General features: G+C 65.7%; 20 protein-coding genes. 12 read left to right on the forward strand and 8 right to left on the reverse strand.

The features are described from left to right. Positions 1-5: 5 nt before the first annotated feature. On the reverse strand, positions 6-1,547 hold the full coding sequence (locus tag RALTA_RS01255; protein ID WP_012351594.1) for a YifB family Mg chelatase-like AAA ATPase: 1,542 nt from the start codon (positions 1,545-1,547) through the stop codon (positions 6-8). A gap of 88 nt (positions 1,548-1,635) precedes the next feature. Continuing rightward, positions 1,636-1,914 (reverse strand): accessory factor UbiK family protein, encoded by a 279-nt coding sequence (locus RALTA_RS01260; protein WP_012351595.1) that lies wholly within the window; start codon positions 1,912-1,914, stop codon positions 1,636-1,638. A gap of 388 nt (positions 1,915-2,302) precedes the next feature. On the opposite strand from RALTA_RS01260, the gene RALTA_RS01265 reads away from it, so the two are divergent. The 12 genes from RALTA_RS01265 (at position 2,303) to mnmH (ending at position 13,933) form a co-directional block, all read left to right on the forward strand. Further along, positions 2,303-3,085, forward strand: a complete 783-nt coding sequence (locus RALTA_RS01265) for a TorF family putative porin (protein WP_012351596.1) — start codon at positions 2,303-2,305, stop codon at positions 3,083-3,085. A gap of 52 nt (positions 3,086-3,137) precedes the next feature. Further along, the gene (locus RALTA_RS01270; protein ID WP_010814843.1) at positions 3,138-3,476 is read left to right on the forward strand and encodes a P-II family nitrogen regulator; all 339 of its coding nucleotides are present in this window, start codon (positions 3,138-3,140) and stop codon (positions 3,474-3,476) included. Positions 3,477-3,508: 32 nt separating this feature from the next. After that, positions 3,509-5,056 (forward strand): ammonium transporter, encoded by a 1,548-nt coding sequence (gene amt / locus RALTA_RS01275; RefSeq protein ID WP_041232043.1) that lies wholly within the window; start codon positions 3,509-3,511, stop codon positions 5,054-5,056. 558 nt (positions 5,057-5,614) lie between these two features. Next, the gene (gshA, locus tag RALTA_RS01280; RefSeq protein WP_012351598.1) at positions 5,615-6,910 is read left to right on the forward strand and encodes a glutamate--cysteine ligase; all 1,296 of its coding nucleotides are present in this window, start codon (positions 5,615-5,617) and stop codon (positions 6,908-6,910) included. An 8-nt stretch (positions 6,911-6,918) separates the two neighbouring features. Then, positions 6,919-7,884 carry a glutathione synthase gene (gene gshB / locus RALTA_RS01285; protein WP_012351599.1) on the forward strand — a complete coding sequence of 322 codons (966 nt, stop codon included), beginning with the start codon at positions 6,919-6,921 and terminating at the stop codon, positions 7,882-7,884. 78 nt (positions 7,885-7,962) lie between these two features. Then, positions 7,963-8,418, forward strand: a complete 456-nt coding sequence (locus RALTA_RS01290) for a PTS sugar transporter subunit IIA (protein ID WP_012351600.1) — start codon at positions 7,963-7,965, stop codon at positions 8,416-8,418. Next, positions 8,387-8,656: an HPr family phosphocarrier protein gene (locus RALTA_RS01295; RefSeq protein WP_012351601.1), complete on the forward strand. Its 270-nt coding sequence runs from the start codon at positions 8,387-8,389 to the stop codon at positions 8,654-8,656. The genes RALTA_RS01290 and RALTA_RS01295 overlap by 32 nt, the downstream gene beginning before the upstream one ends. Positions 8,657-8,705: 49 nt before the next feature. After that, the gene (gene ptsP / locus RALTA_RS01300; RefSeq protein WP_012351602.1) at positions 8,706-10,478 is read left to right on the forward strand and encodes a phosphoenolpyruvate--protein phosphotransferase; all 1,773 of its coding nucleotides are present in this window, start codon (positions 8,706-8,708) and stop codon (positions 10,476-10,478) included. Positions 10,479-10,691: 213 nt separating this feature from the next. Beyond that, the gene (locus RALTA_RS01305) at positions 10,692-10,997 is read left to right on the forward strand and encodes a (2Fe-2S)-binding protein (protein WP_025583380.1); all 306 of its coding nucleotides are present in this window, start codon (positions 10,692-10,694) and stop codon (positions 10,995-10,997) included. A gap of 122 nt (positions 10,998-11,119) precedes the next feature. Next, complete coding sequence (gene bfr / locus RALTA_RS01310) at positions 11,120-11,599, forward strand: bacterioferritin (protein WP_012351604.1); 480 nt, start codon at positions 11,120-11,122, stop codon at positions 11,597-11,599. 184 nt (positions 11,600-11,783) lie between these two features. Next, positions 11,784-12,827 carry a selenide, water dikinase SelD gene (gene selD / locus RALTA_RS01315; RefSeq protein WP_012351605.1) on the forward strand — a complete coding sequence of 348 codons (1,044 nt, stop codon included), beginning with the start codon at positions 11,784-11,786 and terminating at the stop codon, positions 12,825-12,827. Further along, positions 12,827-13,933, forward strand: a complete 1,107-nt coding sequence (mnmH, locus tag RALTA_RS01320) for a tRNA 2-selenouridine(34) synthase MnmH (RefSeq protein ID WP_012351606.1) — start codon at positions 12,827-12,829, stop codon at positions 13,931-13,933. The genes selD and mnmH overlap by 1 nt, the downstream gene beginning before the upstream one ends. A 7-nt stretch (positions 13,934-13,940) precedes the next feature. On the opposite strand, the gene RALTA_RS01325 is transcribed toward mnmH, so the two are convergent. The 6 genes from RALTA_RS01325 to RALTA_RS01345 form a co-directional block, all read right to left on the reverse strand. Then, complete coding sequence (locus RALTA_RS01325) at positions 13,941-14,921, reverse strand: T6SS immunity protein Tli4 family protein (protein ID WP_242405240.1); 981 nt, start codon at positions 14,919-14,921, stop codon at positions 13,941-13,943. Between the two features lie 74 nt (positions 14,922-14,995). Next, the gene (locus RALTA_RS01330; RefSeq protein ID WP_012351608.1) at positions 14,996-16,012 is read right to left on the reverse strand and encodes a T6SS immunity protein Tli4 family protein; all 1,017 of its coding nucleotides are present in this window, start codon (positions 16,010-16,012) and stop codon (positions 14,996-14,998) included. Further along, positions 16,009-17,670: an esterase/lipase family protein gene (locus RALTA_RS28965; protein ID WP_012351609.1), complete on the reverse strand. Its 1,662-nt coding sequence runs from the start codon at positions 17,668-17,670 to the stop codon at positions 16,009-16,011. The genes RALTA_RS01330 and RALTA_RS28965 overlap by 4 nt, the downstream gene beginning before the upstream one ends. A gap of 7 nt (positions 17,671-17,677) precedes the next feature. Continuing rightward, complete coding sequence (locus tag RALTA_RS01335; RefSeq protein WP_012351610.1) at positions 17,678-20,731, reverse strand: type VI secretion system Vgr family protein; 3,054 nt, start codon at positions 20,729-20,731, stop codon at positions 17,678-17,680. Positions 20,732-21,032: 301 nt separating this feature from the next. Further along, complete coding sequence (locus RALTA_RS01340; protein WP_012351611.1) at positions 21,033-21,818, reverse strand: HesA/MoeB/ThiF family protein; 786 nt, start codon at positions 21,816-21,818, stop codon at positions 21,033-21,035. Between the two features lie 86 nt (positions 21,819-21,904). Continuing rightward, entirely contained in the window at positions 21,905-23,512 is a 1,608-nt protein-coding gene (locus tag RALTA_RS01345; RefSeq protein ID WP_012351612.1) for a S41 family peptidase, read from the reverse strand. Positions 23,513-23,588: the final 76 nt, after the last annotated feature.

The raw sequence follows: 23,588 nt of genomic DNA on the forward strand, positions 1-23,588 counted from the left end.
TCGCCCTAGCCGGCCATGCGCAGCGCGCGCCGGTACTGGATTGCCTCGCCTACGTGCGCGGCGTTCAGCACGTCGGCCCCGGCGAGGTCGGCAATTGTGCGCGCCACCTTCAGCACACGGAAGTACGAGCGCGCCGACCACGCCAGCCGCGTCATCGCCCCGCGCAGCAAGGCCTGCGCCTGCGCGTCCATGGCGCAGTGCTGCTCGATCTCGCGCCCGCCCAGTTCATTGTTGGGCTTGCCCTGGCGGGCCAGTTGCCGTTCGCGCGCGGCCAGCACGCGCGCGCGCACCACGGCGCTGGCTTCGCCGGGCGGGCCGTCGAGCATTTCGCCCTGGTCCTGCGCGGGCACCTCGATCTGCAGGTCGATGCGGTCGAGCATGGGGCCGGAGATCCGCGACTGGTAGCGCCGCACCTGGTCTGGGGTGCAGCGGCACGGCCGGTCGGGGTGGCCGAGGTAGCCGCACGGGCAGGGGTTCATCGCCGCGACGAACTGGAAGCAGGCGGGGAAGTCGGCGTGGCCGTTGGCGCGGGCGATCGTGATGCGGCCCGATTCCAGCGGCTCGCGCAGGACTTCGAGCACGCGGCGGTCGAACTCGGGCAACTCGTCCAGGAACAGCACGCCGTGGTGCGCGAGCGAGATCTCGCCGGGGCGCGGGTTGCCGCCGCCCCCGACCATGGCCGGGCCCGACGCGGTGTGGTGCGGCGCGCGGCACGGGCGCAGGCCCCAGGCCTCGGGGCGGAACCCGCCTGGCGTCAGGCTCATCACGGCGGCGGCTTCCAGCGCCTGCTGCAGCGACATCGGCGGCAGCAGCCCGGGCAGGCGTTGTGCCAGCATCGACTTGCCGGTGCCCGGCGGGCCCACCAGCAATACGGAATGCTGGCCCGCGGCGGCGACTTCCATGGCGCGGCGCGCCTGCGCCTGACCGCGCACGTCGCGCATGTCGGCGCCGCGCCCGGCGGCGGGAGGCAGCAGGGGCGGCATGGCGCGTGGCAGCCGCGCGTCGTCCAGCGGGCCGAGGTGGTCGCAGGCCTGGCGCAGCGTGGTGGCAGCATGTACGGCCAGGTCTTCGATCAGCGCGGCCTCGGCGCCGTTGCCGGCGGCCACCAGGAAGGCGCGCGGCGCTTCGCCGGAGCTGGCACGGGCGGCATTGTCGCGCGCCAGCCCCATTGCCATGGCCAGCGCGCCGCGCACCGGACGCAATTCGCCGGATAGCGACAGCTCGGCGGCAAATTCATGCGTGTCGAGCGCGTCGGCCGGGATCTGGCCGCTGGCGGCCAGGATGCCCAGCGCAATGGCCAGGTCGAAGCGGCCGGACTCCTTGGGCAGGTCGGCCGGCGCCAGGTTGACGGTGATGCGGCGGTTGGGAAACTCGTAGCCGCTGTTCAGGATGGCGGCGCGCACGCGCTCGCGACTTTCGCGCACGCCGGTGTCGGCCAGGCCGACGATGGTGAAGGCTGGCAGGCCGTTGGCCAGGTGGGTCTCGACCCGCACCGGCGGCGCGGCGATGCCGGTCAGTGCCCGGCTGCGCAGGACGGCAAGGCTCATGGCATTGAACCGCACGGAACTGTTAACGAAAAAGGCCGCCAGGACTGGCGGCCTTCAGGCAGGCGGGATGGCGGCGCGAACGGCGTGCTCACGCGCCCCCGGTCGAGTCCACCGAGCCGGCGCCGGGCGGGATCCCGGCACGCCGCTCCAGTTCGGCCACGCGGCTTTCCAGTTCCTCGAGGCGGGCGCGGGTGCGCGCCAGTACCTGCGACTGGACGTCGAATTCCTCGCGCGTGACCAGGTCCAGCCGGGCAAAGCCCTGGGTCATCATGCTGCGCACGTTTTTTTCGATGTCCCTTGCCGGCGAATTGCGCAGCGCCTCGCTGACCTTGTTCTGCAGGTCGTTGAAGAGGTCGGTCGGTTTCATGGTTTCTCCTTTGCGCACCTGAGTGGTGCCGATCCGGGTAGGCATCTGGCGCATGGCGCGCTTTCGCACAGGAATTGGGCGCCCTGAATGCGGGCGATTCCCGTGCGCGCGGGCCGCAGGCCGCCACCGTCAGATCTTAATTATCGCCCCAGCGGCACGCCGGCGAAAGCACCGGCACCGCGCCGTTCACACCTTTTAACCCGATCTGGCGTGGCTGCGGAGCCGATTCAAGGCTGACACCGATCCGGTCCGACGCGACTCGCAGCGTATGGCCCGCCGCTTTTCGCGGGGTGGCACGGCAGTTGCAGTAGTGATGCCGAACTGCCTCATCGCTTCACCGAAATCCAATAAACGAAATCCGAGCCATCAGGAAAAGGAGAAAAACCCCATGAAGAAGTTGGCCCTTGCAGTCAGCGCGTTGGTCCTGGCCAGTGCCGCGGGCGGCGCCCTGGCGCAAAGCACCGACGCCGCGGCTCCGGCTGCCGAGCCGGCCTCGCCGCATACGTTCACGGCCAACGTGTCGCTGGTCACGGACTACCGCTATCGCGGCATCAGCCAGACCAACCTGCGACCGGCCATTCAGGGCGGTTTCGACTACGCGCACGAAAGCGGCTTCTACCTGGGCAACTGGAACTCCAGCGTCAGCTGGCTGGAAGACGCCAACCCGGCGGTCTCGGCGCCGGTCGAGATGGACTTCTACGGCGGCTTCAAGAACACCTTCAAGGTGGCCGGCACCGAGTTCGCCTATGACCTGGGCGTGCTCGAGTACTACTACCCGGGCGGCTACAACAATCCGCGGCCGTACACCACCGAGCTGTACGCGGGCATCGGCTGGGGCCCGGTCATGCTCAAGTACTCGCACTCGGTCACCAACCTGTTTGGCTGGGCCGACAGCAAGAACAGCTACTACGTCGACCTGAGCGCCAACGTGCCGCTGAACTTCTGGGACCTGACGCTGAACGCGCACGTCGGCTACCAGGGCGTAAAGCACAACAGCGATGCCTCGTACACCGACTGGAAGATCGGCCTGACCAAGGACCTGGGCAAGGGCTTTGCGCTGGCGGTCGCCTATGTCGACACCAACGCCAAGGAAGTGGCCTACACCAGCGCCAACCGCGGCCGCTACCTGGGCAAGGCCGCGGCCTGGGCCTCGATCACCAAGACTTTCTAACTCTGACGCAGCCCGGGCGGGCTGATGCCGGTCCGCTCCCAGGAGAATCCTGATGAAACTCATCATCGCAGTCATCAAGCCGTTCAAGCTCGACGAGGTGCGCGAAGCGCTGTCGGACGTGGGCGTGTCCGGCATCACCGTGACCGAAGTGAAAGGCTTCGGCCGCCAGAAGGGTCATACCGAGCTGTACCGCGGCGCCGAATACATCGTCGACTTCCTGCCCAAGGTGAAAATCGAGGTGGCGGTTCCCGACGACGTGGTCGAGCGCGCCATCGAGGCGGTCGAGAAATCGGCCCGCACCGGCAAGATTGGCGACGGCAAGATCTTCGTGGCCCCGATCGAGCAGGTCATCCGCATCCGCACCGGCGAGACCGGCGGCGATGCCCTGTGACCCAAGACAGCATAGAGACAAAGGTGAATTCCATGAAAACCTGGATCAAGCGATTCCTGGCGGCGGGCGCAATGGCGCTGGCCGTCGGCACCGCCGGCGTCGGCGTATCGACCCCGGCCGCCGCGCAGGACAAGCCGGCAGCCGAGGCCTCGGCCGCCGCCACTTCCGCGCCGGCCGCCGCGCCGGCTGCGGCAGCTACCGCTGCCGCCCCCGCAGCAGCGGCTGCCGCGGCCGCGCCGGCTGAAGCCGCCGCCGCGCCGGCTGCGCCCGTGCCCAACAAGGGCGACACCGCCTGGCTGCTGGTCTCGACCGCGTTCGTGATCCTGATGACCCTGCCCGGCCTGGCGCTGTTCTATGGCGGCCTGGTGCGTTCCAAGAACATGTTGTCGGTACTGATGCAGTGCCTGGTGATCTTCTCGCTGGTGGCGCTGCTGTGGGCGATCTACGGCTACAGCTTTGCCTTCACCGAGGGCAATGCCTTCTTCGGCGGCACCGACCGGCTGTTCATGAAGGGGCTGACGGTCGACGCCGTGGCCGCCACCTTCAGCAAGGGCGTGGTGCTGCCGGAGCTGGGCTACTTTGCCTTCCAGTGCGCCTTCGCCTGCATCACCTGCGGCCTGATCATCGGCGCCTTCGCCGAGCGCGCCCGCTTCTCCGCGGTGCTGGTGTTCGTGGTGCTGTGGTTCACCTTCGCCTACCTGCCGATCGCCCACATGGTCTGGTTCTGGCCGGGCCCTGACGCCTACACCGACGCCGCCGCCGGCACCGCCGCGACCGCCAAGGCTGGCTGGCTGTTCCAGAAGGGCGCGCTGGACTTTGCCGGCGGCACCGTGGTGCACATCAATGCCGCCGTGGCGGGCCTGGTCGGTGCCTTCATGTTCGGCAAGCGCATCGGTTTCGGCCGCGAGGCGATCCGTCCGCACAGCCTGACTTTCACCATGGTGGGCGCCTCGCTGCTGTGGTTTGGCTGGTTCGGCTTCAACGCCGGTTCGGCGCTGGAAGCCAACGGTTCGGCCGCGCTGGCCTTCGTCAACACGCTGCTGGCGACCTGCGCCGCGGTGCTGTCGTGGACCTTCGGCGAGTGGATCGGCAAGGGCAAGCCGTCGATGCTGGGCGGTGCCTCGGGCGCGGTCGCCGGCCTGGTGGCAATCACTCCGGCCGCGGGCTTCGTCGGCCCGATGGGCTCGATCGTGATGGGCCTGGTGGCTGGCCTGCTGTGCCTGTGGGGCGTGACCGGGCTGAAGCGCATGCTGGGCATGGACGACTCGCTGGATGTGTTCGGCGTGCACGGCGTGGGCGGCATCGTCGGCGCGCTGCTGACCGGCGTGTTCGCCGCGCCCAGCCTGGGCGGCACCGGCATCTACGACTACGTCGCCAACAAGGTCGCCGAGGACTACTCGATCGCCGGCCAGCTGTGGATTCAGTTCGAAGGCGTGCTGACCACGGTGGTGTGGTCCGGCGTGGTGGCCTTCGTCGCCTACAAGCTGGTGGACATGCTGATCGGGCTGCGCGTGCCCGAAGACGAAGAGCGCGAAGGCCTCGATATCACCTCGCATGGCGAAACGGCCTACGAAGGCTGACCGCAAAGGTGTTGTGCTGGAGGGCTGATTGGGAATCTGCTCTCAGGAGTTTTGCCCGGCCGCGTGCCGGGCTTTTTTCCTTGTCGCGTTGACCGGGGTTGCAGACATTAAGCCTGCGGCGATCACGGGGCGGTGACGCGGACAAGCCCATCGCGACGCCTGCCCGGAACGCCAGCGAAACCCGCGAAGCCAATGCCGGCGCGGGCCAGCCGGCAATCCCCCGCGCCGGAAACGGGCTTTTCGCAAAGTGCTTAACTCCGATCTTAAAAAGCTTCAATTGTCTTTAATGTGCGGCGCACATACATTGCCATTGAGGCAGTTTCCTCCACCTGCAGAACGCTCCCCGTATCTGTCAGGCCATTTAAAAGCGCGGCATCGCCGCGCTTTTTTTTTGCCCGGACACCGGCGCCCGCGCGGCCTCTTTATTTCACGCCGCCCATCCCCATATCGTTATCCCTTATGCCAGGCGCTGCATATCCTTATAAAGGGCCTGCCAGCGCCTGGTTGGCCGTTCCTCTACAATCGGGGCGAACGATTAAGACGATCTATAGGATGGATATGGTCCCGCATCTCATCACCGCGCTGAACGGTCCGCTGCTCGAACTGGAAAAGAAGATCCTGGACGCGACGCCGTCCATCGAGCGCTGGTTCAGGCTGGAATGGCAGGAGCATACGCCTCCGTTCTATTGCTCGGTGGACCTGCGCAACGCCGGCTTCAAGCTGGCGCCGGTCGATACCAACCTGTTCCCGGGCGGCTTCAACAACCTTGCCCCCGAGATGCTGCCGCTGGCGGTGCAGGCGGCGATGGCCGCGATCGAGAAGATCTGCCCGGACGCCAAGAACCTGCTGCTGATCCCGGAGCGCCACACCCGCAACATGTTCTACCTGCAGAACGTGGCAAGGCTGTCGCTGATCATGCGCCAGGCCGGGCTGAACGTGCGCCTGGGCTCGCTTTCCGAGGAAATCACCGAACCGACCCCGATCGAGCTGCCCGACGGCCAGACCCTGGTGGTCGAGCCGCTGGCGCGCCTGGGCACCAGGGGCCGTCGGCTGGGGCTGAAGGACTTCGACCCCTGTTCGATCCTGCTCAACAACGACCTGTCGGCCGGCATTCCGCCGATCCTGGAAAACATCAACGAGCAATACCTGCTGCCGCCGCTGCACGCCGGCTGGTCCACGCGCCGCAAGAGCAGCCACTTTGCCGCGTATGACGAAGTGGCGAAGAAGTTCGCCAAGCTGATCGACATCGACCCGTGGATGGTCAACCCGTACTTCGCCCGGACCACCGGCGTGAATTTCCACGAGCGCGTGGGCGAAGAAGAACTGGCCGACGCGGTCGAAGGCGTGCTCAAGAAGATCGCCAAGAAATACCGCGAGTACGGCATCAAGGAAACGCCGTACGTGGTGGTCAAGGCCGATGCCGGCACCTACGGCATGGGCATCATGACCGTGCGCGACCCGTCCGAGATCAAGGGCCTGAACCGGAAAGAGCGCAACAAGATGAGCGTGGTCAAGGAGGGCCTGGAGGTCAGCGACGTCATCATCCAGGAGGGCGTGCATACCTTCGAGAAGGTCAACGAGGCGGTGGCCGAGCCGGTGGTGTACATGATCGACCGCTACGTGGTGGGCGGCTTCTACCGCGTGCACACCGGCCGCGGCAACGACGAGAACCTGAACGCGCCCGGCATGCATTTCGTGCCGCTGGCGTTCGCGCCCAACGGCATCCCGGACAGCCACGCCAAGCCTGGCGCGGCGGTGCCGAACCGCTTCTACATGTATGGCGTGGTGGCGCGGCTGGCCCTGCTGGCGGCGTCGCTGGAGCTCGAGAAGACCGACCCCAACCCGATCATCTGAACGCCACCATGCGCATCCTCTTCATCACCGATCCGCTGGAGACCTTCAAGACCTACAAGGACTCCACCTTCGCCATGATGGCCGAGGCCGCCGCGCGCGGCCATGAGCTGTACTGGTGCCTGCAGCCGCAGCTGGCGCTGTCCGGCCGCACGGTCGAGACCGTGGCCACGCGGCTGCACCTGACCGGCGACGATGGCGGCGAACACGGCGCCTGGTACCGCGAAGGCAATAGCGCGCTCGAGCCGCTGTCGGCCTTCGACGCGGTGCTGATGCGCAAGGACCCGCCCTTCGACATGGAATACGTGACCAGCACGTGGCTGCTGGAGCTGGCCGAAGCACAGGGCGCGCGGGTATTCAACAAGCCGCAGGCAATCCGCGACCATTCCGAGAAGCTGGCGATTGCCCAGTACCCGGAATTCATCACGCCGACGCTGGTCACGCGCGACCTGGCGCGGATCCGCGATTTCCACGCCGAGCATCGCGACATTATCGTCAAGCCGCTGGACGGCATGGGCGGCATGGGCGTGTTCCGGGTCGGCGCGGACGGCATGAACCTCGCCGCGATCGTCGAGACGCTGGGCCAGGACGGCGCCCGCTCGCTGATGGTGCAGCGCTATATCCCGGCGATCAAGGACGGCGACAAGCGGGTGCTGCTGATTGGCGGCGTGCCCGTGCCGTATTCGCTCGCGCGCGTGCCGATGGCCGGCGAAGTGCGCGGCAACCTTGCCGCGGGCGGTACCGGCCGTGCGCAGGAGCTGAGCCGGCGCGATCGCGAGATTGCCGAGGCGCTGGCGCCGGGGCTGTGGGAGCAGGGCCTGCTGCTGGTCGGCCTGGACGTCATCGGCGACTACCTGACCGAGGTCAATGTGACGAGCCCTACCTGTTTCCAGGAGATCACCCAGCAGACCGGCTTCCATGTGGCGGCGATGTTCATCGACGCGCTCGAGCACGCGGTCGGCGCTGCCGGCAGCTAGGCGCCACCGGCCCGGGCGGGCAGCGGGAGCGCCGGGGGGCGCCTGCTACAATCGGGGCAATCCAACGGATTCACCATCATGGCAGGCATCCTGATCATCGCGCACACCCCGCTGGCGTCAGCCCTGCGCGATTGCGCCGCCCACGTCTACTGTGGCCAGCCGCAGCGGCTGGAAGCCATCGACGTCCTTCCCGATGCCGATCCCGCCGCCGTGCTGGCCGAGGCCCGGCGTCGGCTGGAAGCCATCTGCGAAGACAACGGCGCGCTGGTCCTGACCGACATCTTCGGCGCCACTCCCGCCAATATCGCCGCGCGCCTGGCAGAGCCGGGCCGCGTGCGCGTGCTGGCCGGCGTCAACCTTCCCATGCTGGTCCGTGCCATCTGCTACCGGGCCGAAAAGCTGGACCAGCTTGCCACCAAGGCGCTGGCCGGCGGCTCGCAGGGCGTGCTGCAGGTCGGCACCACCACCGTCCAGAATCAAACCGCCAATCATCCCGACAAATATGCTGCAGAGGGACACCACCATCATCAATAAACTCGGACTGCACGCACGCGCGTCCGCCAAGCTGACCCAGCTCGCCGGCAGCTTCGTCAGCCAGGTCAAGATGTCCCGCAACGGACGCCAGGTCGATGCCAAGAGCATCATGGGCGTGATGATGCTGGCCGCGGGGATCGGTTCCACGGTCACGATCGAAACCGAGGGGCCGGACGAGCAAGAGGCGATGGACGCCTTGCTGGCACTGATCGCCAACCGCTTTGGTGAAGGGGAGTGAGGCCGGCGGCCTTGACCCGAATTGATCAACGTTCCTGACGGAGCGGTACATGCCTTTCGCCTTGCACGGCATCCCGGTCTCGCGCGGCGTCGCCATCGGGCGCGCGCACCTGCTTGCGCCCGCGGCGCTGGACGTGTCGCACTACCTGGTCGATGAAGAGCGGCTCGACGCCGAGGTGGAACGGCTGCGGGCCGCACGCGCCGCGGTGCGCGCCGAGCTGGCCGCGCTCAAGCGCGACCTGCCGCGCGACGCGCCCGAAGAGATGGGCGCCTTCCTCGACGTGCACGCGATGATCCTCGACGACGAGGCGCTGGCGCGCGAGCCGGAGGCGCTGATCCGGGGCCGGCGCTACAACGCCGAATGGGCGCTGACGACGCGCCTCGAAGAGCTGATGCGCCAGTTCGAAGAGATCGAGGACGAATACCTGCGCGAGCGCAAGGCCGACATCCAGCAGGTGGTGGAGCGCATCCTGAAGGCGCTGGCCGGTGCCCCGGTGCTGGTGCCCGCGCCGGTGCCCGCGCTGGCCGCCGACGGAGAGCCCGCGCCCGGCGTGATCGTGGTGGCCCACGATATCGCGCCGGCCGACATGCTGCAGTTCCGCCACACCGTGTTCCATGGCTTCGTTACCGACCTGGGCGGGCGCACCTCGCATACCGCCATCGTCGCGCGCAGCCTCGACATCCCGGCCGCGGTCGGCGTGCAGAGCGCGAGCGAGCTGATCCGCCAGGATGACTGGATCATCATCGATGGCGATGCCGGCCTGGTGATCGTCGATCCCACCGCCATCATCCTCGAGGAATACCGCCACCGGCAGAGCGAGCGCGTGCTGGAGAAAAAGCGCCTGCAGCGCCTGCGGCATACGCCGGCGGTCACGCTCGATGGGATCGAAATCGAGTTGCTGGCCAATATCGAGATGGCCGAGGACGCCGGCGCCGCGCTGGCCGCCGGCGCGGTCGGCGTCGGCCTGTTCCGTTCCGAGTTCCTGTTCATGAACCGGCGCGACGAGTTGCCGGGCGAGGAGGAGCAGTTTCAGGCGTACCGCGGCGCGGTCGACGCCATGCACGGGCTGCCGGTGACCATCCGCACCATCGATATCGGTGCCGACAAGCCGCTCGATGCACGCGGCGACGGCCGCGCCGACGATTTCGAGACCGCGCTGAACCCGGCGCTGGGCCTGCGCGCGATCCGCTGGTCGCTGTCGGAGCCGGGCATGTTCCTGACCCAGCTGCGCGCGCTGCTGCGCGCCTCGGCGTTCGGCCCGGTGCGGCTGCTGGTGCCGATGCTGGCGCATGCCAGCGAGATCGACCAGACCCTGGCGCTGATCGCCAAGGCCAAGCGCCAGCTCGACGAGCGCGGCGAACCGTACGACCCCGGCATGAAGGTCGGGGCCATGATCGAGATTCCCGCGGCCGTGCTGCTGCTGCCGCTATTCCTGCGCAAGATGGATTTCCTATCCATCGGCACCAATGACCTGATCCAGTACACGCTGGCCATCGACCGCGCCGACAACGCCGTCGCGCACCTGTTCGACCCGCTGCATCCGGCGGTGCTGCAACTGGTGGCCCGCACCATCCGAGAAGCCAACCGCGCCGGCGTGCCGGTGGCGGTGTGCGGCGAGATGGCGGGCGACCCGTCGATGACGCGGCTGCTGCTGGGCATGGGGTTGCGCGAATTCTCCATGCACCCAGCGCAGCTGCTGCGGGTCAAGCAGGAAATCCTGCACGCCGACTGCCAGCGGCTGGAACCGCTGGTCGACCAGCTGCTGCAGGCCTACGATCCCGAGGAACAGGCCGCGGTGCTGCGCCAGATGGCACGACCCTGATGTGATCAGGGTTTTCCGAGGCAAAAGGCGGCTGGCGCGGCACATTCCGACACGGAAAAGTGCCGCGCCAGCCGCCTTCTTTTTGCGTGCAGTGACGTGTGGCCGACCTGTGGCGATGTGGCTTAATGGGAATTGTTATCATTATTGATCTCTGATATTCTGACGTTCATTCGCAGGGACATGCCGGTGTCCCGCGCCCCAACGGAGGGACTTGTGTACGTCTGCATCTGCAACCAGATCACCGATCGTGAGATTCACGGTGCCGCGCACCTGGGCGTCGAAACCCTCGACGAACTGGCCGAAACGCTAGGCGTCGGCACGTGCTGTGGCCGTTGCCGCGAGTGCGCGCAGCAGGTGTTGCAGGAAGGCGTGGCCGCGGTACGCAATGTCACGGTGGCGACCCTCGCCAGCATCCAGATTGTGGAGATTTCTTCCTGTTCCGCTTCGGGCCCATGTACCATAATGGACACTCGGGACCCGGCAGTCGCGAACGACCAGCGCAAGGCGCTGGTGGCCTGAACGCGCCCATGAACTGAAGCGTCAGTTCACGGCGCGTTTTTGCGCATTTCTTTTTTCTGACTGCACGGCGCCATTGGCGCCGTTTCGCATTTTTGCGCGGGCCCGATGCACAGGAGCCGCCAATGAAAGGTGACAAGAAGGTCATCCAGCATCTGAACGCCCAGCTCAAGAACGAGCTGACCGCGATCAACCAGTATTTCCTCCACGCCCGCATGTACCGCCACTGGGGCCTGAAGAAGCTCGGCGACGTGGAGTACAAGGAATCGATCGGCGAGATGAAGCACGCCGACCGCCTGATCGACCGCATCCTGATGCTGGACGGCCTGCCCAACCTGCAGGACCTGCACAAGCTGCTGCTCGGCGAAGACACCCCCGAGATGCTCAAGTGCGACCTGAAGCTGGAACAGACCGCACACACCACCGTCAAGGAAGGCATTGCCTACTGCGAGTCGGTCGGCGATTACGTCAGCCGCGAAATTCTGGTCGATATCCTCACCGATACCGAGGAACATATCGAATACCTGGAAACGCAGCTGGACCTGATCGACAAGGTCGGGCTGCAGAACTACCTGCAGTCGCAGATGGAGCCGGGCGAGCAATAAGCCGCCGTCTTCGGCGAGGCCGCTCCGACGGGCGGCCCGCCCCAGCGCGCGGCGCCGATCGGCGCCGCCTCGTTGCTCGCCAGCTTGCAGTAACCCTTCTCATTCCAATTCCTTTCTTCATCCAGGCGTCGCCGGCGGGGCCAAGGCTCCTGACCCGCCGGCACGCCGCGCGGAGCCCGCTTCCATGACCAGTCCCATCCGCCTGACGCAGTACAGCCACGGTGCCGGCTGTGGCTGCAAGATTTCCCCCAAGGTGCTCGACGTGATCCTGGCCGGCAGCGGCGCGCAGCATCTGGACCCGCGCCTGTGGGTGGGCAATGCCTCGCGCGATGACGCGGCGGTGTACGCGCTGGATGGCGCCGAGGGCCAGCGCGGCGTGGTGTCCACCACCGACTTTTTCATGCCCATCGTCGACGATCCGTTCGACTTCGGGCGCATCGCCGCGACCAACGCGATCAGCGACATCTACGCCATGGGCGGCGACCCGCTGATGGCCATCGCCATCCTGGGCTGGCCGGTGAACGTGCTGCCGCCCGAGGTTGCGCGAGAGGTGGTGGCGGGCGGGCGCCGGGCTTGCGACGACGCAGGCATTCCGCTGGCGGGCGGACATTCGATCGACGCGCCCGAGCCCATCTTCGGCCTGGCGGTGACCGGCCTGGTCGAGCGCGCGCACATGAAGCGCAACGACACCGCCACGCCCGGCTGCCGGCTTTACCTGACCAAGCCGCTCGGCATCGGCGTGCTGACCACGGCTGAGAAAAAAGGGCTGCTGCGCGACGATAACCGCCACCTGGCGCGCGACTGGATGTGCGTGCTCAACAAGCCCGGCAGCGCCTTCGGGCGCTTGCCCGGCGTGCGGGCGATGACCGACGTCACCGGCTTCGGCCTGCTCGGCCACCTGGTCGAAATGGCCGACGGCAGCGGCCTGACCGCGCGCCTCGACTATGCCGCGGTGCCGGTGCTGGATGACGTGGCCGACTACATCGGCCAGGGCTGCGTGCCGGGCGGCACCCAGCGCAACTTCGACAGCTACGGCCACCGCATCGCGCCGCTTACCGAGGCGCAACGCGCGTTGCTGTGCGATCCCCAGACCAGCGGCGGCCTGCTGGTCGCGGTCGAGCCCGCCGGCGAAGCCGGGTTCCTGGCCGAATGCCAGCGCCTGGGACTGGCGCTCGCCCCGATCGGCGAGATGGTGGCGCGCGCCGCATTGGCTGTAGAGATCCGCTGATGCGTCCAGATACCTCCGACTTCCGCGAACTGTTTCTCAGTGGCGTCGCCATGCTTGACGTGCGCGCGCCGCTGGAGTTCGCGCGCGGGGCCTTCCCCGGCGCGGTCAACCTGCCGCTGATGGACGATGCCGAGCGCCACGAGGTTGGCCTGTGCTATGCGCAGAAGGGCCAGCAGGCGGCGATCGAACTCGGCCACGAGCTCGTATCCGGCCAGCGCAAGGCGGCGCGCATCGCCGCCTGGGCGGAGTTTGCGCGCGCCCATCCGGACGGCTACCTGTATTGCTTCCGCGGCGGCTTGCGCTCGCAGCTGGTGCAGCAGTGGCTGCGCGACGCGGGCGTCGACTATCCGCGCGTGAGCGGCGGCTACAAGGCGATGCGCGGCTTCCTGATCGAAACCATCGATACCGCGGCGGCTACGCAGCCCTGGTTCGTGGTCGGCGGGCTCACCGGCAGCGGCAAGACCGACGTGCTGGCCGACGTGCCCGCGTCGATCGATTTGGAAGGCCATGCGCGCCACCGCGGCTCCGCCTTCGGCCGCCGCGCGCTGCCGCAGCCGCCGCAGATCGACTTCGAGAACGCCCTCGCCATCGACGTGCTGCATCATCTCGACGCAGGCTGGCGCGCGCTGGTGGTGGAAGACGAAGGCCGCTTCATCGGCAGCCGCGACGTACCGCAGGCGCTGTCGCAACGCATGCAGGCCAGTCCGCTGGTGTGGCTGGAAGCACCGTTCAACGCCCGCGTCGAACGCGTGCTGCGCGACTACGTGCAGGGACTGGCGGCGGAATTCATCGATACGAAGGGCAGCGCGGAAGGCTTCGCCGCCTACGCCACACGCCTGCGCGAAGCCATGGCCGCGATCGCGCCAAGGCTGGGCGGCGCACGCTACGGCAAGCTGGCGGCGCTGCTGGACCAGGCGCTGGCGCGCCAGGCCGAATCCGGCGAGGTCGCGTTGCACCGCGGCTGGATCGAAGTGCTGCTGCGCGACTACTACGACCCGATGTATGACTACCAGCGCGCCCAGCGCGAGGCGCGCATCGTATTCCGCGGCGACCGCGATGCCGTGACGGACTGGCTGCTGGCACACACGGCGCGGCAAGGGGAATAGGGCGGCGCTAGACTGCGCCGGGGCGCAGGCGGATGGAGTCGATGATGGCATCCCATAGCTGCAGCGCCTCATCATCGGACTGGAATGCCGGCTGATATGGTGTCTGCGGACTGTCTACCGGCTGCTCGAGCACGTGCAGGCCAGCCGTCACGTTTTGCTCGGAAAGGGACTTGTTCTTTCCCTGGGATTCCCAGGCGAATACATAAACACGCTGGCCGTTGCCGGTCGCGGCGGTTGCGTACTCTTCGGCAGGAATAGTGCCGACATTGCGTTCGCGCTTGCGCAATACCTTGAGGCCGGCCAGCGGACCGAGTACTGCCTTGCTCAGGAAGTTGTCAACGCGTTCAAGCAGACGGTCTTCTTCGGCGCCAGTGCTGGCGTCAAAGCTGATGAAGGCGTTGGGGTGCTGGGGCAGCGTGATGCCGACCTGCACGCTCTCGGAACGGTAGTCGTTGCCGGCGATGAATCCCTTGTCGATGCAGAAGCCGGGGCCCGTGGGGATTTCATTATCGGCGCGGGAGCGGATATTGGCGGCGAGCGTGTTCAGGAACGCGACCGCCATGGCCTGCCTGCTAGCCGAGATGTCTCCGCTGTACTTGAACGCTTGCCATGGGCTGGTAGTTGCCAGATAAGCTTCCTCATACATCAGTATGGTGCGGCGTGGACTGCTCCAGGAAAGCAAGCTTGTCGAGCCATTGCCATGATCGATACGGCGCACCAGCATGCTTCCGGCTGTGTCATGGGCCATGGACTGCAATGCGATGGTTCTCTGCTCTACCTTGCCTTGCAGGGATGCCGCGTTCGGCACCGTTAAGCGCTCGATATCGGCTCCCCACAATTTGTAGCTGGCGCGAGCGTTCGCTTGCGGTGGTAAATCGATCAAGTAGCGACCAAAACAGTGAGTGCTCCAGCCTTCCGTGCTGACGATTAAATGTGTCGCTGTTGTTTGTGCGCCAGCGATTGAGGCAGACAATGCAAGCGTGAACACAGCTGCTGCAAGACTGCAGGATCTGGTTCGAGAGCGGACCATTGCGACTGGGCGAATTTGTCGCTTAGGGGGCCCTAAGCTGCGCCGGGTCGTAGCCGAATGGAGTCGATGATGGCATCCCATAGCTGCAGCGCCTCGTCATCTGACTGGAATGCCGGCTGATATGGTGTCTGCGGACTGTCTACCGGCTGCTCGAGCACGCGCAGGCCAGCCGACACATTTTGCTCGGACAAGGACTTGTTTTTTCCTTGGGATTCCCAGGCGAATACATAAACACGCTGGCCATTGCCCGTCGCGGCGGTTGCATACTCTTCCGCGGGAATCGCACCGACATTGCGTTCGCGCTTGCGCAATACCTTCAGGCCGGCGAGCGGACCGAGTATTGCCTTGGTTAGGAAGTTGTCAACGCGTTCGAGCAACCGGTCTTCCTCGGCGCCGGTGCTGGCGTCAAAGCTGATGAAGGCGTTGGGATGTTGGGGCAGCGTGATGCCCACCTGCACGCTCTCCGAACGGTAGTCGTTGCCGGCGATAAAGCCTTGGTCGATGCAGAAGCCAGGGCCGGTGGGGATCTCGGTTTCGGAACGGGAACGGATGTTGTTGGCCAAGGTCTTCGCAAGTCGGAGGGCTATCGCCTCTCTACCAGGGGAGACACCCCCGCCATAATGAAAAACGCGCCACGGACTCGCTGCGACAAGGTATGTATCGTCACGCAGCATAGCCTTGCTGTATGGCAATGACCATGACAGTAAGACCTCAGATTCAGTGCCAACCATCGTTCTGCCGACAAACATGGAGCCCTGCGTCTCGTGATGTGCGGCCTTCAAGTCCTTTTCCCGCTGGTCGATCATTGACCGAAGCGTGCCTGGGGTCTGTCCGGGCATCGGTGCGATTTCGTCGCCCCAGATCTTGTAGGTTGCGCTGACTTTCGCCTGTGGGGGAAGCTCAACGAGGTAGCGCCCAAAGCAGTATGTCTTCCAGCCAAGTTTATCCATCGAAGGGCTCCGTGTCATCGATTGCCCGTAGCTAATGCTTGCAAATGCCAACGTTAGGAAAACAGCAATTACCGTAACGAACGAGCGGGATGTCTTCATTTTTCACTCGAGTGCCAGTCGGCCAATTGGGAAATTTTGGCAATGCCATATAGCGTGGCCCAGCGCGCCCTGGGGTCGTTGTAGCTACCTTGGTGATCGTAGCCTTTGCGATCAGCGTTCTCGGAACCTGCACCATCCGAACCGTGCCGGAAACTTGCCACGACTCCAGCATCACGTGGGGCCTCGCCAGAGAACGCGGGTACCGTCCCGTCACCTTGACCGCGTGCCGCCGTTAGGGCGGGGGCGTTATTCGAGGCTCGATAGCTGCCATTGCCATCGTCGCTCGCCGGAAAAGCAGATGTGGGGAATGCATTTGGATTACCACGCCAGACAATATCCTGCCAGCTATGCATTGGCCTTGAACCATCCGCACCATAGTGTACGTAAGTTTCAGGATGGTACTGCCCAGCGAGATCACGATGAAACCTAGCGACTTGATCTATCAGTTCTTCGAAGGTGCTGCGCGAGGCGGCTTTTGCATATTCGTAGTTGGAGAGGTCCTCCGACAAATTGAGAAACTTCGTGTTCGGCTCCGGCACAAGCCCATACCACGCTGGATTTTTGTAAATCTCATCATAAGGGTTTCCAGCGCGAGGAAAGGCACAGGGTAAGCCTTCTGTATCCATGACCACCTCGCCAGGTTCGTTCTGCAAAAACAACCAAGCTTGGCCGTCGCGATGATCGAACGTTGGGCATAGCTCCAAGGCGCCAGCTGAATTTGCCACGACAGCGGTCACCTCCCCTGCATTGGAGCCCAGAATCAACTGTTCAGGCCCCTCATAGCCCGCACGCATGTGATGGTAAATCGCCGGCGCCCCTGTCGCCGGCAATACGCCATGGACCACACCTAGCACCTTCTCATAACCGACAAGATTCGTAAGCGCGCGCGCCACGAGCCCGCCCATGGAATGCGTAACCAGGATGACCTTGTCGGCTGGTACTGGCGGCTTCTGTTCGCGGTAATGCCTCAGCACCGTGTTTTCGATGTATTGCCTGACGTCTTCGGCGGACTTTCGGTTGGATTGAAGCCAGTTGTAGCCGGCGCACCAGACATCGAAGTCATAGCGTGCTGCTTTCATGAGTTCCGGTTCCGTCAAAGGCGGCTGTCCGGTTTCCTCACCATAGTCACCGGGCGGACGCAGGCCTTCAGTCGACCACCATCCTTGCAGCGTGCGGTTGGCAACGATGCGGCTGGTGCGCGCCTCCAGTAACCCCATGACCGGGTTATAGGAGGTGCGCAGCACGCTGCCCCAGCCTCGCTTGCGCGCGGTTTCCTTTGCTAGTCCCGATTCCCCGACGTCAATAGAGCCTCCGTCGTCCACAGTCAAATCTTCCGCTTTCAGGATTTGCTGCCGTTGCTTTGGTCCTCGTATGCCCCATGTCGCCAAGGCGGCGACGACGCCGAGTATGTCGGCCAGGTTGAGGCTCATATTCGGTGGCCGCCAGACAGCATTGCCTGTCTTTTTGTTCTTCAGGTTGGTCCCCATGATGCCGGGCAGGAACACGATCGGGATCACTGCGGGCAGCTTGGTCTCGATAACCTTGGTTCGTGTGTCCTCGGTGGGTGTCAGGTGTGTGTCAAAGACCGGTCGCCCATCGATATCGCGCGTGCGCGATATCACGACTTCTGGATCGGACGAATTGCGCTCGTTTTGCATTGCCTCCTCAGTCCTTTTGGTCACGCGTGTACTTTCCAAGTACGCGCAGCTGAACATGCTCCATCGAAATACCTCGCTGCTTCGGCAAGCGCCCCTCGCTGTCTGTCACAAGTTTGATGCGTGCGCCATCGTTCCGGCGCAGTTCAACTTGGACGTTTCGCAGCGGCTCGCCGGTGATTTCATCTCTCAAAAGGTAGGCGTCATCGAACGGCGTTTGCGGCCACGTATTCATCTCTCTTGAGGCATGGGTCGGCCCCTCGAACTTCCTCTGCGCCGCCTTATAGGTAATCGGCCCCGGACATTCGAAGGTGATATTGCCGCCCTCGATGGTGATGGACGCCCCACCAGCCGTCGCAATGCGAATGCGCTTCGCCGCAGCAAAGTCCACATTCATATTCGCCGACACAATGGTCAGGTCCTCCCGCGCTGCCAGCTTCAGCAGATCATGTTGCGCCTGGAGATCGATATCGCCCTTGCCTGCCGTCAGTTGCAGGCCAACGTTTCCGTCGCCGGCCGAAGACAATCCTGCCGCCACGCCGATCGCCTGCCCCGCATGGATTCGCGCCTGCCCCGCGACGGCGACATTGTTGTCCTGGCCGCTCGCGAGCACGACGCTTTCCCCACTGGCGATTTGCAAATCCTGTCCCGCCACCATAGCGACCCCAGCCCTGCCGCTGAGATGGACCATCGGCTCGCCTTGGTGCGGCACCTTTCCCGGCGTGCTGGTATTGCCGCCAGCCGCATCCGCCTTTGCCGCTTCGAGCGAATGCCCATCGACCATGCCTGCTGCGGCCTTGGCTTGCTTCGCCAGAGGTGCATCGTCATCCTTCCCGGTCGACAGGGCCTGGGTCTGGTGCGTGGTCGCGCCATCGCTCAGCGTCCGGACCAGATCGCCCGCCTGCCGCAACAGTGCGATGCCAGCGGCGTTGTCGCCGGTCGGCAGCACGTGGCCAGTGACGGCATCGCGATAGGTCGTCAGCAGCAGCCCGGCTTGGCCACGTACCGCGGCGTAGCCATCGGTGCGCAGTTCGAACCCCTGACCCCGAAAGCTGCCACGGCGGTTGTCCTGCTGGTGGATGAGATGGCCGAGGTTGAGCTGGGAAGCCTGTTCCGTCGTGGCGAGTTGCGTGCGCAGCTGGTCATCGGAGTCATCGAACACCAGCTGGTTGTAGCCTGTGCCGCCGTGTTCCTGACTCTTGAAGCCACTCAGCGCGGCGTCGTTGCGATGGCCGTCCGGGTCAGCGCCCATGCCGTGCCATGCCGGACTGTTGCCGCCGGCCAGGTTACCCTGCGCGCTCGGCTGGCTGTCGGAGCCCATCGCATAGATGCCGCTGGCGTCATAGGGCTGGGAGAACGTGGTGCCACTCATGGACCTGCCGCCCGGCGTGGGGACGATGCCGGCTTCGCCCTGGCCGTTGTACAGCGCCCCGATCACGAACGGCTGGTCGATGTCGTTGTCCGTGAACTTGACCAGCACCTCCTGGCCGATACGCGGCAGCCATTGCCAGCCCATGCCGGCGCCGGCCTGGCGTTGCGCGACGCGGATCCAGCGGCTGCTGCGGTCGTCGGCGCGCTCTCCGCGCTGCCAGGGGAAGCGCACACGGATCTGCCCGCGCGGGCTGGCGTGGTGTTCGGCGTTGCCATCGGCCTGGGTCTGGCCTTCCGGGCCGACCACGATCGCGGTGTGGGCACCAAGTGGGATAGCTCGGCTATAGAGACGCGGACAATCGCCCTCCAGCACAGCGGCGCGCCATGGGCGGCGCGCATCAAAGGCACGAAAGAGCGCCGCATAGCCGTGTTCCCGTGCGGCCGTGGGCAGGGAGTCGGCCGATACCAGCCGCTCGGCGGCGCCGTCGAAGAAGCTGTTCATCAGGCCGGCGGTCATTGCAACGGTATCCGGCGCCGGCGGCGGCGTGTCGAAGCACAATGCCGCTTCCAGCGGCCCGATCCGGTCGGCGAGCGCGGCACGCGTTTCCACCGCGAGGTTGTTGATGCCGCAGTGCTCCACCGCATCGAGCAGCAGCGGGTACCCCGCCGTATCGTCCGGTTGGGGCGGCAGATGCGGGCAATCCGTGACGGTGAGGCGCGTGCCGCTGCGCAGCGTGCGTACGGAGCCGCTGCCGGTGAAGACCAGCGCGCGGACCTCGATCGCATCCATCACCTGTCCGGCGACACGCTGCGCGCTGGCCGCGTCCGGCGCCAGCGACAAGCTGACTGAAAAGTAGGGATCCGGGCTGACGGCACGGCCGGAAAAGACGCCGTAGCGCGCCGGCGCATGCGCACGGATCGCGCGTTTGGCTTCGGGGTCCCAGGCGCTCACTGCCACGCCGCCAACCGCGGCACGCGTCTCACAGATCAACTGCTGGATGGCGTCAGCCGATTCCTGGCTATGCGCACGGTGGTAGCGGATACCACCGCCGGCCGCGGACTCAGGGTCTTCCGGCAATTGCGCGCTGTCGGCAAAGAAGACCACGGCATGCCCGGAGGGCGCTTCCTCGTCTTCCACCACGGTATATCCGAGACCGGCTTCGGCCAGCAGGCGCGACAGGAATTGGTAGTCAGTCTCGCGAAACTGCGCGATGTGGTCGCGTTCACCGAATGCGGCGATGCGGGTTTCGGCTCCGGCCGCATAGCGCCAGTGCGCATACGGCGCGTAGTCCTGCAGAACGGATTCGATGATGTTGTCGAGCCCGCGCTTCTGGAATACCTGGCTGTGGCGCTGCTGCGTGGTCAGCCACAGCCACGGCACCACAGTCAGCCGATACCGCGCGAGGCTGCCATCGGCACCAAGCTTCTCGGCCTGGCGGATCAAGCCGGTGCGGCGTGACTGCCCTCCACCCGCCAGTGCGGTAACCAGCGTGACTCGTTGTCCAAGCAAGCTGTCGAGCGGGATGCCGGCATTGGCGCTGAGCGCGATGATGCGTGATTCCGCCAGCATTGAGACACCTTCCCGGCCGATCCAGGCTTCGACGGCCAGTTCGCGGATCGCACCGTCGCCTTCGAGTGCATACAAGCGATGGGCCGCACTGAAGAGGTGCTGGTAAAGGGTGGCTGCATCCATTCGCTGTCCGAACTCCCTGCGTCCATCGCTGCGGGCCGAGTTCCCCTTGGGCGCGCCGCCGCATCACGTCAACACATCGTGCCAGCAGAATAAGTGGCAAATATGTCAAAAATAGTCAGCCGTATTCTAGACCCGGGCGCTTAATGCCGGTCAGCGGAAAATTCTGCGTATGCAGCAGCCGCGCCTGCCGTATGCACGATGGCCGTGCGGGCAGGGGGATAGGGAGAAGCGGGAGATTGTTCTCGCGGCCATGCTGGCGCCTGTCAGCGCCGGCCGCATCTTCCAGCGTGGAATCGCGGGCTCAGTGCCCGCCGCACACCGGACAATCCGGCGTGCGCGCCAGTCGCATGGTGGTCCATTCCATCGACAGCGCATTGACCATCAGCAGCCGGCCGGCGAGGCTGTCGCCCACGTTGGCAAGCAGCTTGAGGGCCTCGGCTGCCTGCACGGTGCCGACCATGCCGACCAGCGGTGCGAACACGCCCATGGTGGCGCAGGCGACTTCCGGCGCGGGTTCCGCAGGGGGGAACAGGCAGGCGTAGCAGGGCGCGTCCGGCTGGCGGCGGTCGAATACGCTGATCTGGCCGTCGAAGCGTAGCGCGGCGCCGGATACCAGTGGCACCTTGTGGCGCACGCAGGCGCGGTTGACGGCCTGGCGCGTGGCGAAGTTGTCGCAGCAGTCGAGCACCACGCTGGCAGATGCCACCAGCTGGTCCAGTTCAGCATCGCCCACGCGCGCCGGCACGGTGACGATGTCCAGGCCGGGGTTGATGCGCAGCATGCCTTCGCGGGCCGAGTCGACCTTGGGCCGGCCCACGTTGGCGGTGGTGTGGATGATCTGGCGCTGCAGGTTGGTCAGGTCGACCTCGTCGTTGTCGACCACGGTAATGCGGCCGACGCCGGCCGAGGCGAGGAAGGGCAGGGCGGCGGCGCCCAGGCCGCCCGCGCCGATCACCACGGCATGGCCGGCCAGCAGGCGCCGCTGGCCTTCGATCCCCAGCTCGTCGAGCAGGATATGGCGCGAATAGCGCAGCAGTTGTTCGTCGTCGAGGCCGTCGCTGGTGTCGTCTTGGATGGCGTCGCTCATGATGATGCCCCTCGGGCTCTGCTTGACCTATTGGGTACCCCCTCTCCCGCGTGCGGAAGGGGGGCAAACAAGTAGCGTGCTTGGCCTCAGGGTGCCTTGCCCGTCGGCGTGCCCAGCGGCTCGCCGATCGGCGCGCTGGCCGGCGGCTGCTTGCCGGGAGCCGGTGCCGCCGGCTTGGCGGCCGGCACGCTGGCGCCCTTGGCGCCGCTCTTGCCCGACGGCTTGGCTGCCTTGCCGTTGTCGGCCGGCGGGTTCGTCTCCAGCCTGGACTTGGAGCGCTTGACCGGCTGCCCGTTGAGCTGGGCGATGGCCTGCTGCAGCATGAAATCGTCGGCCGAGCCGAATTCCACCGGCTTCTTGCGGCGCTCTTTCTCGCGCTCTTCCGGCGTCTTCTTCGCGTTCTCTTCTTCCAGGCGGCGCAGTTCCTCGACGCGGCGCTGTTCGCGCTCGGTCATTTCCGGTTCTTCCGATTCCTGCTTGTTGTGCAGGTGGCGCTCGGTGTCGATCTCGCGCGTGATCAGCGCGTCGTCCGGATCGCCTTCGGGGTTCTGGTCGACCGGGATATCCGGACGGATGCCCTTGGCCTGGATCGACTTGCCGCTCGGCGTGTAGTAGTACGCGATGGTCAGCTTGATGCCGGTGTCGTTGGTGAGCGGGCGCACGGTCTGCACCGAGCCCTTGCCAAAGGTGGTCTTGCCCATGATCTGGGCGCGGTGGTGGTCCTGCAGCGCGCCGGCCACGATTTCGGAGGCCGAGGCCGAGTAGGCGTTGGTCAGCACCACCATCGGGATCTTCTTGAAGAGCGCGGGCAGGTCCTTGAGCGGATCGTCTTCCAGCGACGACAGGCGGTAGTTGTTGTACGTTGCCTTGTACACGCGCTTGGCATCGGGCACCTGGCCGTTAGTCGACACCACCGTGGCGTCTTCCGGCAGGAACGCCGCGGCCACGCCGACCGCGCCCTGCAGCACGCCGCCGCCGTTGTTGCGCAGGTCCAGCACCAGGCCCTTCATGTTGGGGTTCTTCTGCGACAGCTCGGTCAGCTTGCGCGCCAGGTCGGAAATGGTGCGTTCCTGGAAGCTGGTCAGGCGGATCCAGCCGATATTGTTGTCAAGCATCTTGGCCTTGACCGACTGCACGCGGATTTCGGCGCGCGTGATCGAGACCGGGAAGGTGCGTTCCTCGCTCTTGCGGTAGATCGTCAGCGTGACCTTCGTGCCCGGCTCGCCGCGCATGCGCTTGACTGCCTGCTCCAGCGGCAGGCCGCGCACGGGCTTGTCGTCGATACGGGTGATCAGGTCGCCGGGCTGGATGCCGGCGCGGAAGGCGGGCGTGTCCTCGATCGGGTTGATCACCTTCACCAGGCCTTCTTCCTGCGAGATCTCGATGCCCAGGCCGGCAAAGCGCCCGCGCGTGCCTTCCTGCAGTTCCTTGAAATCCTTCTCGTCGAGGTAGGACGAGTGCGGGTCCAGACTGGCGACCATGCCCTTGATGGCTTCGGTCAGCAGCTTCTTGTCATCGACCGGCTCCACGTACTCGCGCTTGATCTGCCCGAAGATATCGGCCATCAGCCGCAACTGGTCCAGCGGCAGGGGCCCCGATGAATTCTGCGCGGTCGCCGAAATCTGCAGCGTGGCGAGCACGCCGGCGACGAGGCCGACAGAAACTAGGCTGATGTTCTTGAGCGTCTTGCGCATGAGGGCTGCCTGAACTTGTACGCGAAGTACGGGTGTACGGTATGGGGATTATGCCGGCTGCGGCCGCCCGGCGCCG

The organism is Cupriavidus taiwanensis LMG 19424 (assembly GCF_000069785.1).
GTDB classification, from domain to species: Bacteria; Pseudomonadota; Gammaproteobacteria; order Burkholderiales; family Burkholderiaceae; genus Cupriavidus; species Cupriavidus taiwanensis.

Excerpts from the sequence above, each read along its gene's own strand:
- RALTA_RS01260 (WP_012351595.1), bottom strand. The coding sequence starts at position 1,914 with ATGAAACCGACCGACCTCTTCAACGACCTGCAGAACAAGGTCAGCGAG.
- RALTA_RS01270 (WP_010814843.1), top strand. The coding sequence starts at position 3,138 with ATGAAACTCATCATCGCAGTCATCAAGCCGTTCAAGCTCGACGAGGTG.
- RALTA_RS01295 (WP_012351601.1), top strand. The coding sequence starts at position 8,387 with ATGCTGCAGAGGGACACCACCATCATCAATAAACTCGGACTGCACGCA.
- mnmH (WP_012351606.1), top strand. The coding sequence starts at position 12,827 with ATGCGTCCAGATACCTCCGACTTCCGCGAACTGTTTCTCAGTGGCGTC.
- RALTA_RS01265 (WP_012351596.1), top strand. The coding sequence starts at position 2,303 with ATGAAGAAGTTGGCCCTTGCAGTCAGCGCGTTGGTCCTGGCCAGTGCC.
- selD (WP_012351605.1), top strand. The coding sequence starts at position 11,784 with ATGACCAGTCCCATCCGCCTGACGCAGTACAGCCACGGTGCCGGCTGT.
- RALTA_RS01330 (WP_012351608.1), bottom strand. The coding sequence starts at position 16,012 with ATGAAGACATCCCGCTCGTTCGTTACGGTAATTGCTGTTTTCCTAACG.
- gshB (WP_012351599.1), top strand. The coding sequence starts at position 6,919 with ATGCGCATCCTCTTCATCACCGATCCGCTGGAGACCTTCAAGACCTAC.
- RALTA_RS01335 (WP_012351610.1), bottom strand. The coding sequence starts at position 20,731 with ATGGATGCAGCCACCCTTTACCAGCACCTCTTCAGTGCGGCCCATCGC.
- gshA (WP_012351598.1), top strand. The coding sequence starts at position 5,615 with ATGGTCCCGCATCTCATCACCGCGCTGAACGGTCCGCTGCTCGAACTG.
- RALTA_RS01255 (WP_012351594.1), bottom strand. The coding sequence starts at position 1,547 with ATGAGCCTTGCCGTCCTGCGCAGCCGGGCACTGACCGGCATCGCCGCG.
- ptsP (WP_012351602.1), top strand. The coding sequence starts at position 8,706 with ATGCCTTTCGCCTTGCACGGCATCCCGGTCTCGCGCGGCGTCGCCATC.
- bfr (WP_012351604.1), top strand. The coding sequence starts at position 11,120 with ATGAAAGGTGACAAGAAGGTCATCCAGCATCTGAACGCCCAGCTCAAG.
- RALTA_RS28965 (WP_012351609.1), bottom strand. The coding sequence starts at position 17,670 with ATGCAAAACGAGCGCAATTCGTCCGATCCAGAAGTCGTGATATCGCGC.
- amt (WP_041232043.1), top strand. The coding sequence starts at position 3,509 with ATGAAAACCTGGATCAAGCGATTCCTGGCGGCGGGCGCAATGGCGCTG.
- RALTA_RS01345 (WP_012351612.1), bottom strand. The coding sequence starts at position 23,512 with ATGCGCAAGACGCTCAAGAACATCAGCCTAGTTTCTGTCGGCCTCGTC.
- RALTA_RS01290 (WP_012351600.1), top strand. The coding sequence starts at position 7,963 with ATGGCAGGCATCCTGATCATCGCGCACACCCCGCTGGCGTCAGCCCTG.
- RALTA_RS01340 (WP_012351611.1), bottom strand. The coding sequence starts at position 21,818 with ATGAGCGACGCCATCCAAGACGACACCAGCGACGGCCTCGACGACGAA.